This is a genomic window from Sphingomonas sp. R-74633, from assembly GCF_013416555.1.
Lineage (GTDB): Bacteria > Pseudomonadota > Alphaproteobacteria > Sphingomonadales > Sphingomonadaceae > Sphingomonas.
In genome coordinates this window covers 459,538-472,606 of the sequence record NZ_JACCFG010000005.1, presented here as the reverse complement: position 1 = coordinate 472,606, position 13,069 = coordinate 459,538, and the positions used below count along the sequence as shown (strand labels likewise).

13 protein-coding genes are annotated in these 13,069 nt (G+C 67.5%); 10 read left to right on the top strand and 3 right to left on the bottom strand.

What is annotated here, in order from left to right; translation table 11 throughout:
- Nucleotide 1: 1 nt before the first annotated feature.
- Nucleotides 2–913, bottom strand: coding sequence for a tetratricopeptide repeat protein (locus tag HZY97_RS18395; protein WP_180147319.1), 912 nt, complete (start codon nt 911–913; stop codon nt 2–4).
- 255 nt (nt 914–1,168) lie between these two features.
- Between HZY97_RS18395 and HZY97_RS18390 the strand changes: the two genes are divergently transcribed.
- The 6 genes from HZY97_RS18390 to HZY97_RS18365 all read left to right on the top strand — a co-directional run bounded on the left by HZY97_RS18390 (nt 1,169) and on the right by HZY97_RS18365 (nt 6,736).
- Nucleotides 1,169–1,723, top strand: a complete 555-nt coding sequence (locus HZY97_RS18390) for a F0F1 ATP synthase subunit delta (RefSeq protein ID WP_180147315.1) — start codon at nt 1,169–1,171, stop codon at nt 1,721–1,723.
- 11 nt (nt 1,724–1,734) lie between these two features.
- A complete protein-coding gene (gene atpA / locus HZY97_RS18385; protein ID WP_180147313.1) occupies nt 1,735–3,264 on the top strand; it encodes a F0F1 ATP synthase subunit alpha in 1,530 nt (509 codons plus the stop codon).
- 101 nt (nt 3,265–3,365) lie between these two features.
- Nucleotides 3,366–4,256, top strand: a complete 891-nt coding sequence (locus HZY97_RS18380) for a F0F1 ATP synthase subunit gamma (RefSeq protein WP_180147310.1) — start codon at nt 3,366–3,368, stop codon at nt 4,254–4,256.
- Complete coding sequence (locus tag HZY97_RS18375) at nt 4,256–4,897, top strand: hypothetical protein (protein ID WP_180147308.1); 642 nt, start codon at nt 4,256–4,258, stop codon at nt 4,895–4,897. The genes HZY97_RS18380 and HZY97_RS18375 overlap by 1 nt, the downstream gene beginning before the upstream one ends.
- A gap of 1 nt (nt 4,898) precedes the next feature.
- A complete protein-coding gene (gene atpD / locus HZY97_RS18370) occupies nt 4,899–6,428 on the top strand; it encodes a F0F1 ATP synthase subunit beta (protein ID WP_218943137.1) in 1,530 nt (509 codons plus the stop codon).
- A 50-nt stretch (nt 6,429–6,478) separates the two neighbouring features.
- Complete coding sequence (locus tag HZY97_RS18365) at nt 6,479–6,736, top strand: ATP synthase F1 subunit epsilon (RefSeq protein WP_086130635.1); 258 nt, start codon at nt 6,479–6,481, stop codon at nt 6,734–6,736.
- 116 nt (nt 6,737–6,852) lie between these two features.
- On the opposite strand, the gene HZY97_RS18360 is transcribed toward HZY97_RS18365, so the two are convergent.
- The gene (locus HZY97_RS18360) at nt 6,853–7,287 is read right to left on the bottom strand and encodes a DUF6265 family protein (RefSeq protein ID WP_180147305.1); all 435 of its coding nucleotides are present in this window, start codon (nt 7,285–7,287) and stop codon (nt 6,853–6,855) included.
- A gap of 84 nt (nt 7,288–7,371) precedes the next feature.
- Here HZY97_RS18360 and HZY97_RS18355 point away from each other — a divergent pair, with 84 nt between their 5' ends.
- The 4 genes from HZY97_RS18355 to HZY97_RS18340 all read left to right on the top strand — a co-directional run bounded on the left by HZY97_RS18355 (nt 7,372) and on the right by HZY97_RS18340 (nt 12,404).
- A complete protein-coding gene (locus HZY97_RS18355; protein WP_180147302.1) occupies nt 7,372–8,079 on the top strand; it encodes a helix-turn-helix domain-containing protein in 708 nt (235 codons plus the stop codon).
- A 66-nt stretch (nt 8,080–8,145) separates the two neighbouring features.
- A complete protein-coding gene (locus HZY97_RS18350; protein ID WP_180147299.1) occupies nt 8,146–9,621 on the top strand; it encodes a hypothetical protein in 1,476 nt (491 codons plus the stop codon).
- Between the two features lie 52 nt (nt 9,622–9,673).
- Nucleotides 9,674–11,236 carry a CpaF family protein gene (locus tag HZY97_RS18345; protein WP_180147296.1) on the top strand — a complete coding sequence of 521 codons (1,563 nt, stop codon included), beginning with the start codon at nt 9,674–9,676 and terminating at the stop codon, nt 11,234–11,236.
- Between the two features lie 25 nt (nt 11,237–11,261).
- A complete protein-coding gene (locus tag HZY97_RS18340; protein WP_373684426.1) occupies nt 11,262–12,404 on the top strand; it encodes an aspartyl protease family protein in 1,143 nt (380 codons plus the stop codon).
- Here the strand turns inward: HZY97_RS18340 and HZY97_RS18335 are convergent.
- Nucleotides 12,401–13,051, bottom strand: a complete 651-nt coding sequence (locus HZY97_RS18335; protein WP_180147293.1) for a glutathione S-transferase family protein — start codon at nt 13,049–13,051, stop codon at nt 12,401–12,403. The two genes, HZY97_RS18340 and HZY97_RS18335, sit on opposite strands and share 4 nt — an antisense overlap.
- Between the last annotated feature and the right edge of the window lie 18 nt (nt 13,052–13,069).

Genomic DNA, 13,069 nt, shown 5'->3' with positions numbered 1-13,069 from the left:
TTCAGCGCCGCCGAGCCCGGATCGCCGCGTCCTCGCGCCCGGCGATCAGCCGGATCGCGCGGTCGGCGCCCTGCCCGCCTTCGGACGCGCCCGCGCGCTGCGCCGCATGATAATATTGCAGCGCGCCGGCATAGTCGCCCGACTGTTCGGCGCAGAGGCCGAGGTTGAAGGTGAGCGACGGATTGTTCGGCAGCTCGCCGTTCAGCGCCGCCCAGCCGGTGCACGCACCGCGTTCGTCGCGCTTGGTCAGCTTGACCAGATCCTTGAAGCGCTTCGACTGGTCCTTGCTCATGCCCTTGTCGCTCTCGCGCACGCGGATCGAGTAGGTCGAGATGGTCGGCGCGATGTCGGCGCGCACCGAATAGCCCAGGCTGCGCACGGCGCCGGCGATCACTTCCTCGACTGGACCGGGCGCGCTCTGCCCCTCGCACCAGCTATTGTCCTGGGTGAACGGCTTGGTCGTCGAATAGACGATGCGGCCGTCGCGGTTGCGCACCAGCCGGAGGTCAGCCTTCACGTTGATCGTCCGGCGGCGGCAGCGCAGCTCGACATATTCCTCGCGCACGCACTTCTTCTGGTCGGCGCTGTCCTTCTCGACGCAGCGCTTCTCCTTCCGCTTGAACGGCTGCTCATCGACGCCGGTGGTGATGCCGCCGCTCAACGAGCCCTCGGCGTTGCTCCGCCCGGTGCGCCCGCCCATCAGATCGAAATGCGTGCCCGACAGGCCCTGTTCGATCGCGCGCTCGAGCGCGGCGCCGTCCTGCCCGTCGATCCGGTCGATCGAGATCGAGCGGAGCAGGCTCGCCTCGCGGTTCGGCGCGGCGAACTCGCCGGTGATCTCCAATACTTCGGCATTGGCGATGCCCGCCGCCAGCGCGGCGATCGCGATCGCCCCGAGAATATGCTTCCTCATGCCCCCATTCCCCCCAATTAGAAATGACGGCGGGTCGTTTACCATATGAAACGATTCGGTACATGCCCCCGCAACAGTGCCGCAACACCCTTGCAACGCGTACGCGCGTGTAGCGCGCGCGTGAGGGGAAACGGGACTCGGGTTGCATCCCCGTGACACCGATGCTAGTCGCGCGCCAACCCATAGGGGGCCGCGCAGTTCGGCCCCCAATTCATATGGGGCCGTAACCCGAACCTCCGAGAGGAACCGAAACGCGTGGAGAATTCCGCCGGTATCCAGGCAAGCCTAAGCGGACGCTACGCTACCGCCCTGTTCGAGCTCGCACGTGATTCGAAGGACCTGGCCAAGGTCGAGGCCAGCCTCGCCACCGTGGCCCAGGCACTCGCCGAATCGGCCGACTTCAAGGCGCTGACCGTCAGCCCGCTCGTGGCACGCGGCGCTGCCGCCAATGCCGTCGCCTCGGTCGCCAAGAGCCTCAAGCTCGACGGCACCACCGCGAATTTCCTCGGCGTGCTCGCCCAGAACCGCCGGCTGAGCCAGCTTCCCGCGGTCATCAAGGCCTTCCGCCAGCTCGCAGCCGCGCACCGCGGCGAGACGACGGCCGAAGTCACCTCGGCGCACCCGCTTTCCACCGCACAGGTCGATGCGCTCAAGCAGCAGCTGCGCACTCGTATCGGCCGTGACGTTGCCATCGACCTTTCGGTCGATCCCTCGCTCCTTGGCGGGCTGGTCGTGAAGATCGGCAGCCAGATGATCGATTCGTCGATCAAGACCCGACTGAACACCCTCGCGCACGCGATGAAAGGCTGAAGGCTAAGACAATGGATATCCGCGCCGCAGAAATCTCGAAGGTCATCAAGGACCAGATCGCCAATTTCGGCTCCGAGGCCCAGGTCTCCGAGACCGGCCAGGTGCTCAGCGTCGGTGACGGCATCGCGCGCATCCACGGTCTGGATAACGTCCAGGCCGGCGAGATGGTCGAGTTCGCCAACGGCATCCAGGGCATGGCGCTCAACCTCGAGGCCGACAATGTCGGCGTCGTGATCTTCGGCTCGGACGCCGAGATCAAGGAAGGCGACGTCGTCAAGCGTACCGGCACCATCGTCGACGTTCCCGTCGGCAAGGGCCTGCTCGGCCGCGTCGTGGACGGCCTCGGCAACCCGATCGACGGCAAGGGCCCGATCGTTGCCGAGAAGCGCAGCCGCGTCGAAGTCAAGGCACCGGGCATCATCCCGCGCCAGTCGGTTTCGGAGCCGATGCAGTCGGGCCTCAAGGCGATCGACGCGCTCGTTCCCGTCGGCCGTGGCCAGCGCGAGCTGATCATCGGCGATCGCCAGACCGGCAAGTCGGCCGTCGCGATCGACACCTTCATCAACCAGAAGACGGTCAACGCCGGCACCGACGAGAGCAAGAAGCTCTACTGCGTCTATGTCGCCGTCGGCCAGAAGCGCTCGACCGTGGCGCAGCTCGTCCGCACGCTCGAAGAGAATGGCGCGATGGAATATTCCATCGTCATCGCCGCGACCGCTTCGGAGCCGGCCCCGCTGCAGTTCCTCGCGCCCTATACCGGCACCGCGATGGGCGAGTATTTCCGTGACAACGGCATGCACGCGCTGATCGTGTTCGACGATCTTTCGAAGCAGGCCGTCGCCTATCGTCAGATGTCGCTGCTGCTGCGCCGTCCGCCGGGCCGCGAAGCCTATCCGGGCGACGTCTTCTATCTCCACAGCCGCCTGCTCGAGCGCGCCGCCAAGATGTCGGACGCGAACGGCGGTGGCTCGCTGACCGCACTGCCGATCATCGAGACGCAGGCGGGCGACGTTTCGGCCTACATCCCGACCAACGTGATCTCGATCACCGACGGCCAGATCTTCCTCGAGACCGACCTGTTCTTCGCGGGCATCCGCCCCGCCATTAACGTGGGTCTGTCGGTGTCGCGCGTGGGTTCCGCAGCGCAGACCAAGGCGATGAAGAAGGTGTCGGGCTCGATCAAGCTCGAGCTGGCCCAGTATCGCGAAATGGCTGCCTTCGCGCAGTTCGGTTCGGATCTCGACGCCTCGACCCAGAAGCTGCTCAACCGCGGCGCGCGCCTGACCGAGCTGCTCAAGCAGCCGCAGTTCTCGCCGCTGCCGTTCGAAGAGCAGACCGTGTCGATCTTCGCGGGTACCCAGGGCTTCCTGGACACCGTGCCGGTGCAGGACGTGGTGCGCTACGAGGCGGCGATGCTCGCCGACATGCGCGCCAACCAGGCCGACATCCTGAAGGCGATCCGCGACAGCAAGGATCTCAAGGACGACGTGCGCGACAAGCTCAAGGCCGCGCTCACCGCGTTCGCCAAGACCTTCGCGTAACTACCTCGTCACCCCGGCCTCGCGCCGGGGTCCCGCTTCTTGCGGCGGGACAGGGTAGCGGGACCCCGGCTCAAGGCCGGGGTGACGAATAAGGGAATAGAATGGCTAGCCTCAAGGCACTCAAGATCCGCATCGGCTCGGTGAAGTCGACGCAGAAGATCACCAAGGCGATGAAGATGGTCGCCGCCGCGAAGCTGCGCCGTGCGCAGGAAGCGGCCGAGGCCGGGCGCCCCTATGCGCAGCGCCTCGAGAGCGTCGTCGCCAGCCTCGCCTCGAAGGTGACGCTGAGCGAGAGCTCGCCCAAGCTGCTCGCCGGCACCGGCAAGGATGACGTGCACCTGCTCGTCGTCGCCACGTCGGACAAGGGCCTGGCCGGCGCGTTCAACACCAATATCGCCCGCCTCGCCCGCCGCCACGCGGAGGCGCTGATCGCGCAGGGCAAGACGGTGAAGATCTACACGATCGGCCGCAAGGGCCGCGCTCCGCTCAACCGCCTGTTCCCCAAGAACATGGTGCACGGGATCGAGCCGGGCGACCTCGGCAAGCTGACCTTCGCCGATGCACGCGGCTATGCCGACGACCTGATCGCGCGCTACGAGGCCGGCGAATATGACGTCGCGACCTTGTTCTACGCGCACTTCAAGTCGGTCCTCAGCCAGGAGCCGACCGCGCAGCAGATCGTCCCGATCTCGCCGGCCTCGGTTCCCGCAGACACCCAGCCGAGCCAGGCCGCGCCGGCTGCCGTAACCTATGAGCCCGACGAGGAATCGATCCTCGCCGACCTGCTGCCGCGCAACGTCGCGATCCAGCTCTACCGCGCGATCCGCGAGAACGCCGCGTCGGAGCAGGGCTCGAAGATGACCGCGATGGACAATGCCACGCGCAATGCGGGCGACCTGATCAAGCGGCTCAACACGATCTACAACCGCCAGCGCCAGGCGGCGATCACCACCGAGCTGGTCGAGATCATCTCGGGTGCCGAGGCGCTCTGATGAAGGCTGCGCTGCCCCTCCTGCTGGTCGTGGCCGCGGCCCCGCTCGCGGGCTGTGGGCGTGCGCATGATGCCACGCTCAACGAGGAACAGGCCGCCGCTGCCGACCAGCGCGCGCCGGATCCCGAAAAGGTGATGGCCGACCGCTGGGCGCAGCTGTTCGACCACCCCGCGGCAGTCGTCGCGGCGGCGAACGACTTCCCGCCCTTCAAGATCGACGGCTACAAGGCAGAGAAGAACGGCTTCGCCGCGCGCGGCACCGCCACCTACCCGGAAAAGCCGGGCGCCGTCACGATCAAGGCAAGCTTCGACGCGACCGGCGCTACTGCCGACAAGGTCGAGACGGTGCGCTACACGTTCGACGTGCTCCACAAGGGCTCGGTCGATCGTGCTGCCGCCGAAATCTATCGCTATCCGATCCGGCTGGTGAACGGCTTCCTCGGCCGCTTCCAGGTCGGCCCCGGGGACATCATCAACAGCGCGTTGCGGCGCCGCGAATCGGCCAAGGCCGAGCTCCACGGCACCGCGATCGTCGTCGATGCCCAGCCGATCGCCGGCGGCGACGCCAAGGATCGCCACATCACCGTGACTTTCACCCGCACCGGGGCTAGTGCCCCCGCCAATCAGACCCAAGGAAAGTAAGATGGCCACCGCAGCCCCGACCGCAGAGAAGCCCGCGCGCAAGCCGCGCGTCGCGAAGCCCAAGGCTGATGCCCCGGGCGCCGTTCCGGCCACGACCAACAATGTCGGCCGCATCAGCCAGGTCATCGGCGCCGTCGTCGACGTCGCCTTCGATGGCGGCGTGCTGCCGGCCATTCTCTCGGCGCTCGAGACCGACAATAACGGCAACCGCCTCGTCCTCGAGGTTGCCCAGCACCTCGGCGAGAACACCGTCCGCACGATCGCGATGGACGCGACCGAGGGCCTGACCCGCGGCCAGTCGGTCACCGACACCGGTTCGCAGATCCGCGTCCCCGTCGGCCCGAAGACGCTCGGCCGCATTCTCAACGTCATCGGCGAGCCGATCGACGAGCGTGGCCCGGTCAATGCCGAGCAGACCGCTCCGATCCACGCCGAGGCCCCGCTGTTCGTCGACCAGTCGACCGAGAGCGCGATCCTCGTCACCGGCATCAAGGTCATCGATCTGCTCGCGCCCTATGCAAAGGGCGGCAAGATCGGCCTGTTCGGCGGCGCCGGCGTGGGCAAGACCGTGCTCATCCAGGAACTGATCAACAACATCGCCAAGGGCCATGGCGGCACCTCGGTGTTTGCCGGCGTCGGCGAGCGTACCCGTGAGGGCAACGATCTCTATCACGAGTTCCTCGACGCAGGCGTCATCGCCAAGGACAAGGACGGCAACGCCCAGTCCGAGGGTTCGAAGGTCGCGCTGGTTTATGGCCAGATGAACGAGCCGCCGGGCGCCCGCGCCCGCGTCGCGCTGTCGGGCCTGACGATCGCCGAATATTTCCGCGACGTCGAAGGCCAGGACGTGCTGTTCTTCGTCGACAACATCTTCCGCTTCACCCAGGCGGGCGCCGAAGTGTCGGCACTGCTCGGCCGTATTCCTTCGGCCGTGGGCTACCAGCCGACCCTGTCGACCGACATGGGCGCGCTGCAGGAGCGCATCACCTCGACCAACAAGGGCTCGATCACCTCGGTGCAGGCCGTGTACGTGCCCGCCGACGATCTTACCGATCCGGCGCCGGCAACCTCGTTCGCCCACCTGGACGCGACGACCGTGCTCAACCGCGCGATCTCCGAGCTCGGCATCTACCCGGCGGTGGATCCGCTGGACTCGACCAGCCGCGTTCTCGAGCCGCGCGTCGTCGGCCAGGATCACTATGAGACCGCCCGTGCGGTCCAGTCGATCCTCCAGAAGTACAAGTCGCTGCAGGACATCATCGCGATCCTCGGCATGGACGAGCTTTCGGAAGAAGATAAGCTGACCGTCTCGCGCGCGCGCAAGATCCAGCGCTTCCTCTCGCAGCCGTTCCACGTCGCCGAAGTCTTCACCGGCATCTCGGGCGAGTTCGTGCAGATCGAAGACACGATCAAGTCGTTCAAGGCAGTCGTGAACGGCGAATATGATCACCTGCCGGAAGCAGCCTTCTACATGGTCGGCGGCATCGACGGCGTGATCGCCAAGGCCAAGAAGCTCGCCGACGAGGCGTAAATACTACTAGCCCCTCTCCTTCGGGGGAGGGGCTCAGGAAGAAGAAGAAAATGTCCCTGCACTTCGAACTCGTCACGCCCGAAAAGCTCCTCCGCTCGGAGGAAGTGCACATGGTTGTCGTCCCCGGCACCGAGGGCGATTTCGGCGTGCTCGAAGGCCATGCCCCGCTGATGTCGACCATCCGCGACGGCAATCTCGAAATCTACAAGGCGGGTGCCACCACCCCCGAGACGATCCGCATCGAAGGCGGTTTCGCCGAAGTGAACGAGAAGGGCCTGACGGTTCTGGCCGAAAAGGCCGAAGGCTAAAACGCCAAAAAGGACCGGCGGGTTCGCCCCGCCGGCTCCGTCATCCCGGTGAAAGCCGGGATCCTTCCGGGAAGCTCTCGTCCCGCTTTCGCGGCCCGGTTCCCGGCTTTCACCGATCAGTTGCCGGTCCGCCGATAGGCCCAGCGCATCGGCTTGCTGCCATCGGCCAGCGAAATCTCCGCCATCAGCAATGTGCCCTCGCGCCAATAGCGGATGCGCTGCGGATAATCATGCGCGGTATCGACGAACTCCACGCTTTGCGCGCCAAGGCCGCCCGGCTTGACCGGGAAATCGGCAGCCGCCTGCCCGATCGGCTCGGCGTGGAAGACCAGAGCCGCGCCCTCGCCGCTGATCCGCATCGGTTCGCGCTGTTCGCCCCTGGCTGAAATGGTGACCGTGGTGCCGCGCATCACCTTGTCCACGCCCCGTGGCTCCCAGGTCTCGCACACCGTCCGACCGTCCTTGGGTTCGGTGCACCATTTGCCGACCAGCCAGTCGAGCGGTTCCGGCGAAAGGCCCAGCCCGGCGAGCAGCATGATGTTCGCGATCATTGTCCCAACCTCCCTGTTGCCGGTCCCGACTATGCGGCGGCGTGCATATTGGCTTGAACCCACACGACATGCGAGGCTGCGCGCATGGACTATGCCGAGCTGCCCTTGCCGCCTGCGCTCGACGGCCTTGTCGCCGCCGTGTGGACACTGGCCGGCGACCAGCCCGGCTGGGTCGAGCATGAAGCGACGCCCGACGGCTGCATCGAGCTGATCCACCGCAGCGCGGGCCGCTCGACATGGCGGCGCGACCAGCCCGAATATTTCGTCACCGGCCTGTCAGAGCGCCCGATCCGCTTCGGCTTCAGCGGCGATGCGCGCTTCACGGCGATCAAGCTCTGGCCCTGGGCCTGGCACGCGCTGGGCGGCGCGCCTTGCCCAAGCTTCGCCGATGACTGGATCCCGGTCTCGCCCGACGCGCCGCTGACTGCGCTGATGCACGGCGAGCCCGTCGCCAATCTCACGCGCGCCCTGGCCGGCATCACCCCGCCACCGCTCGGCTGCGCGATCCTCGCCTCGGCCAGTGTTGCCGAGCTTTCCCAGCGCACCGGCCTGCCGCATCGCCGGCTCCAGCGCATCTTCGCGCGCGAGCTGGGGCTGGCGCCGCGCGCCTATCTGCGCCTGCTCCGCTTCCGCGCGGCAATGCAGGATGTGCAGGCGAGCGCAGACAGCCTGGCCGATACCGCCGCCGCGCGCGGCTATGCCGATCAGGCGCATATGGCGCGCGACTTCCGCAGCCTTGCCGGCGTGCCGCCCAGCGGCGCCCGCGCCCGGGCGCGGGGACCGTTCCTCTAGCGCCATTTACCGGCTCTGCACTTTGCGGCTCTATGCCGGCACCGGGACCGAGGGGAATTTCACGCGATGACGATCGGGGAGGGCATGGAGCGCAGGCGCGGAGCGGTGTTCGCGCTGTTCCTGCTCGCCGCGCTCGCCATGCGCTGGCCCGCATTCGGCGAGTGGAACTACGCCGTCGACGACCAGTATTTCGCGCTGGTCGGGCGCAGACTCCTCGCCGGCGACCTGCTCTATGTCGACATCTGGGACCGCAAGCCGCCGCTGCTCTATCTCACTTACGCGGCGATCGCCTGGCTGAACCCTTCGACGCTGGCATATCAGCTCGTCGCCACCGGCTTTGCCGCGCTCGGCGCCTGGGGCACCGCGCGGATCGCCCGGCTGATCGCGCCCTTCGCTGCCGCCTTGATGGCCGGAATCGCCTATCTCGCACTGATGACCCGCTTCGGTGGCGGCAATGGCGAAGCCGCGGTCTTCTACAATCCGCTGATGCTGTTCACTGCCTGGTCGATCGCCACAAGCATCGACCGACTGCGGGCGGGCGAACTCCCCCGTCGCGTGCTGCTCGGCATGCTCAGCGCCGGGCTCGCGATCGGCTTCAAGCAATCGGCGGCGTTCGAGGCGGTGTTCTTCGGCATCGCCGTGCTGATCCTGCTCGGCCGCGCAGCTTTGGGCTGGCGCGCGCTGGCGCTCGCGGCGATCGGCGCGGCGCCGATGGTCATAATCGGCATCGCCTATGCCGTGATGGGGCATTTCCCCGCGCTCTGGCAGGCGCTGGTGCTTTCCAATTTCGGCCGCGCCTATGATCCCGGCCGCATCGCCCGCGGCCTCGCACTCGCCGGGTTGCTGCTGCTGCCGTTCGCGCTCGCCGCCGCCGGATATTGGCAGGCGCGGAGCGCACGCCCCGCCCCGCTCGACTTCCTCGCCTGTTGGGCGCTGGCCGCAATCGCCGGAGTCGCGATCTTCCCCGGCCTCTACCTCCATTACGCGCTGCCGCTGCTCGGCCCGCTGATGATCCTCGCCGCCCCGCTCTTCGCCCGCCCCCGGATCGGCGCGATCGCCTTTATCGCGCTCATCGCGCTCAACCTCACGACCTCCGATATTTTCGCGCTCCCGGTCCGCGCCAAGGCACGCCCGGCCGCCGCCGCGCTGGTCGCACAGGTTCGCGCCGTCACACCGGGCCGCCACCTGCTGGTCTTCGGCATGCCGAGCTGGCTCTACGCCGAGATCGGTGCCCGCCCGCCCAGCATCCTCGCCTTCCCGGCGCATTTCTACGAAGGCGCCGAATCGGGCGCGAGCGGGATCGACGAGGTCGCCGAGCTGGCCCGCGTGCTGCGCGCCGGGCCCGAGACAGTGGTCGTACAGGAGCCAATCCCTGCCGCGCCGCGCAACGAAGCCAATATCGCCCAGCTCGCCGACTATCTCCGCCAATGCAGCCAGGTGCGCCGCCTGGGCGTTTACGATCACGATGGCGAGAAGCGCATGGCGATATACAGCAGCTGCGCTCGCGTCGGGCCTGTCCCGATCGCCGCTCCGGTTAGGTAAATATCAAGCCTTCACAATTAAGGCTCTCCTTTCGAGGGGACATTGAGTTCTGATGAGCGCTTTCGGACGACGCAGCGGGATGAGTGGGGGCCAGGCCGGCAGGCCGGCGTTCGGCGTTGCACGCCCGATGCAGGGCGGCGGGCCGCTGCCCCGCCCGACCGATCCCGCCCCGCTGGGCGGTGACCAGTTCCCGCCGATCAATTCGGTTCCGCTGCCCGGCCAGAGCGCCGGCACCGACACCATGGCCGAGCGCGACCCCAATGGGGCCAGCGCCGCCACCGGGGATGCGCTCCAGCGCCTCGCCGATCGCCAGGCCGCCTCGGGCGATGCCGGCAATTCGCGGATGGAAGGCTTTGAAGCTTCGATCCACCGCATCAAGGAACAGGTCCTCCCCCGCCTGCTCGAGCGCGTCGACCCCGAGGCCGCCGCAACGCTGAGCAAGGACGAGCTGGCCGAGGAATTCCGCCCGATCATCGGCGAAGTGCTCGCCGAGCTGAAGCTGACGCTCAACCGCCGCGAGCAGTTCGCGCTCGAGAAGGTGCTCGTCGACGAGCTGCTCGGCCTCGGGCCGCTCGAAGAGCTGCTTTCCGATCCGGCCATCTCGGACATCATGGTCAACGGCCCCGAGCAGACCTTCATCGAACGCAAGGGCAAGCTGGAGCTCGCGAACATCCAGTTCCGCGACGAGGAGCATCTGTTCCAGATCGCGCAGCGCATCTGCAACTCGGTCGGCCGCCGCGTCGACCAGACCACGCCGCTGGCCGACGCCCGCCTCAAGGACGGCAGCCGCGTCAACGTGATCGTGCCGCCGCTGAGCTTGCGCGGCACTGCGATCTCGATTCGTAAATTCTCCGCCAAGCCGATCACGCTCGACATGATGGCCCAGGGTGGCTCGATGTCGCAGAAGATGGCGACCGCACTCAAGATCGCCGGCGCCAGCCGCTTCAACATCGTCATCTCGGGCGGCACCGGCTCGGGCAAGACGACGATGCTCAACGCCCTGTCGAAGATGATCGACCCGGGCGAGCGCGTGCTGACGATCGAGGACGCGGCCGAACTTCGCCTGCAGCAGCCGCACTGGCTGCCGCTCGAAACCCGCCCGCCGAACCTTGAAGGCCAGGGCGAGATCACCATCCGCGATCTCGTGAAGAACTCGCTGCGTATGCGCCCGGACCGGATCATCCTGGGCGAAATCCGTGGCTCCGAGTGTTTCGATCTGCTCTCGGCAATGAACACCGGCCATGACGGCTCGATGTGTACGCTCCACTCCAACTCGCCGCGTGAGTGCCTGGCGCGTATGGAGAACATGGTGATGATGGGCGACATCAAGATGCCCAAGGAGGCGATCAGCCGCCAGATCGCCGATTCGATCGACCTGATCGTCCAGGTGAAGCGCCTGCGCGACGGTTCGCGCCGCGTGACCAACGTCACCGAGGTGATCGGCATGGAAGGCCCGGTGATCGTCACCCAGGAGCTGTTCAAGTTCGAATATCTCGACGAGAGCGCCGACGGCAAGATCATCGGCGAATATCGCTCGATGGGCCTGCGCCCCTACACGCTCGACAAGGCGCGGCAGTATGGCTTCGACCAGGCGATGCTCGAGGCGTGCCTCTGATCGCCTGACCGGCTAGACTGTCGCCGTGCTGTCCTTTCTCCTGACTCTCATCCTGGCTGCTGGTGCCGCGGGCGATCCGCCGGCGGACGGCATCACGCTCGCGCCCGATACCGAGGCGCGCTGGATCGCCTTTGACCTGACGCCCTCGAACCAGATCCGCTTCGAAGCGGTGCTCAACGGGCGCCCCGTGCGCGCCGTGCTCGATACCGGCCTGACCAACACCCTCGCCACTACCGAATTCGCCACGCGCGCGCGTCTCGCCGCGGGCAAGCGCCAGCAGGCGCTGGCGATCGGCGGCGGCGTCGAGGTCGCCTGGGCGCCGGGCGGCACTTTGGTCATCGGCGGACTCACGCGGCGGGGCGGGCGGATCGCGATCCCCGACGCCCCGGGCCAGGAGCGGTTCGGCGCCGACCTGCTGATCGGCAGCGATGTGCTGAGCTGCTGCGCGCTCGACATCGACTATGCCGTGCGCCGCTTCCGTATCCTGCCGAGCGGGCGCATGCCCTTCACCGGCCATACTGCGCCGCTCGCGTTGCAACGCGATTCAGAGGTGCCGGTCACCGAGATCCGCCTGGGCGGCGCGCGCCTGCGCCCGATGATCGTAGATACCGGCGACGGCGCCTCGGTCACCCTCAGCCGCGCCGCCTGGAATTCGGCCAATTATCGCGGCGCCACGCTCACCACCACGCTCGGCTGGGGAATCGGCGGCGCGCTGGTCAGCGAGGCGGCGGTGCTGAACGGCTTCACTCTCGCCGGCACCGCGCTGCCCGAGACCGAGCTGCGCATCGAAGGCGAAGGCGGCTATTCTGCCGCCGCCGGCGCCGCCGGGCGGATCGGCACCGGGCTGCTGCTCGGCTACCGCGTCCTGCTCGATCCGCGCGCCGGGCGCATGGTCCTCCAGCCCGCCGCGTCGATCCCGCCGGTGCTGCGCTCGACCAGCGGGCTGCTGCTGGGCGCCGAAGGCACGCACCTGCGCGTCCTCCACGTCATGCGCGGCTCCCCTGCTGCCGAGGGCGGCTGGCGCGAAGGCGAGACGATCTGCACCGCCGATGGCCTGCCCGTCGCGGGCCGCCCGATCGAATGGAGCGCGGGTGCCCCCGGCCGCGTCGTAACGCTCACCCTGTGCGACGGCGCCGAACGCCGCCTGACGCTGCGGAAATTCTACTAGGCGTCGGCCTCCGCCAGCCCTTCGACCCAGGCCTTCGTATCCGCACAGGCGTCCATCGCCCGCTTGTAGCCGTCGCGTGCCGTCGTGCGCGCCAGATAGGCGTGTTCGGCCGCGTTCAGCACCGCGCCCCTGGTCCGCTCCGCAAATTGCAGCGCATAAGTGATCGAAATGTCGGCCGCGGTGAAATTCTCGCCCGCCATATACGGTGCGCGCGCCAGCTGCCGCGCCACGATCCCGCGCCGGCTCTCGAACCAGTCCAGGCTCGCGCGGGCGCTCCAATTGTCCTTTTCCCCCTCCGGAGCGAGGATGTTGGTGGCGACGAAAACGAACATGAAGGTCGCCATCCCGGCTTCACCGAGGTGGAGGAACTGCTGGTAGAGCGGGAATGCCGGATCCGCCGGCTGTGGCGCCAGCGGCGAAGGCCCGTAGCGGCCGAGCAGATATTCGAGGATCGCGATCGATTCGACCATCACCACCTCGCCGTCCTGCAGCGCGGGGATGAAGCCTCCCGGGTTTATCGCCAGGAATTCGGAGTCGTTCTCCACGCCCGCCAGCATGTCCACCGGCCGCAGCCGATAAGGCAGCCCCAGTTCCTCGAGCAGCCAGGCGACCCGGAAGCCCCTGCCTTCGCCCCATAAGGTGATCATCGCGCGCTCCTCCGATTC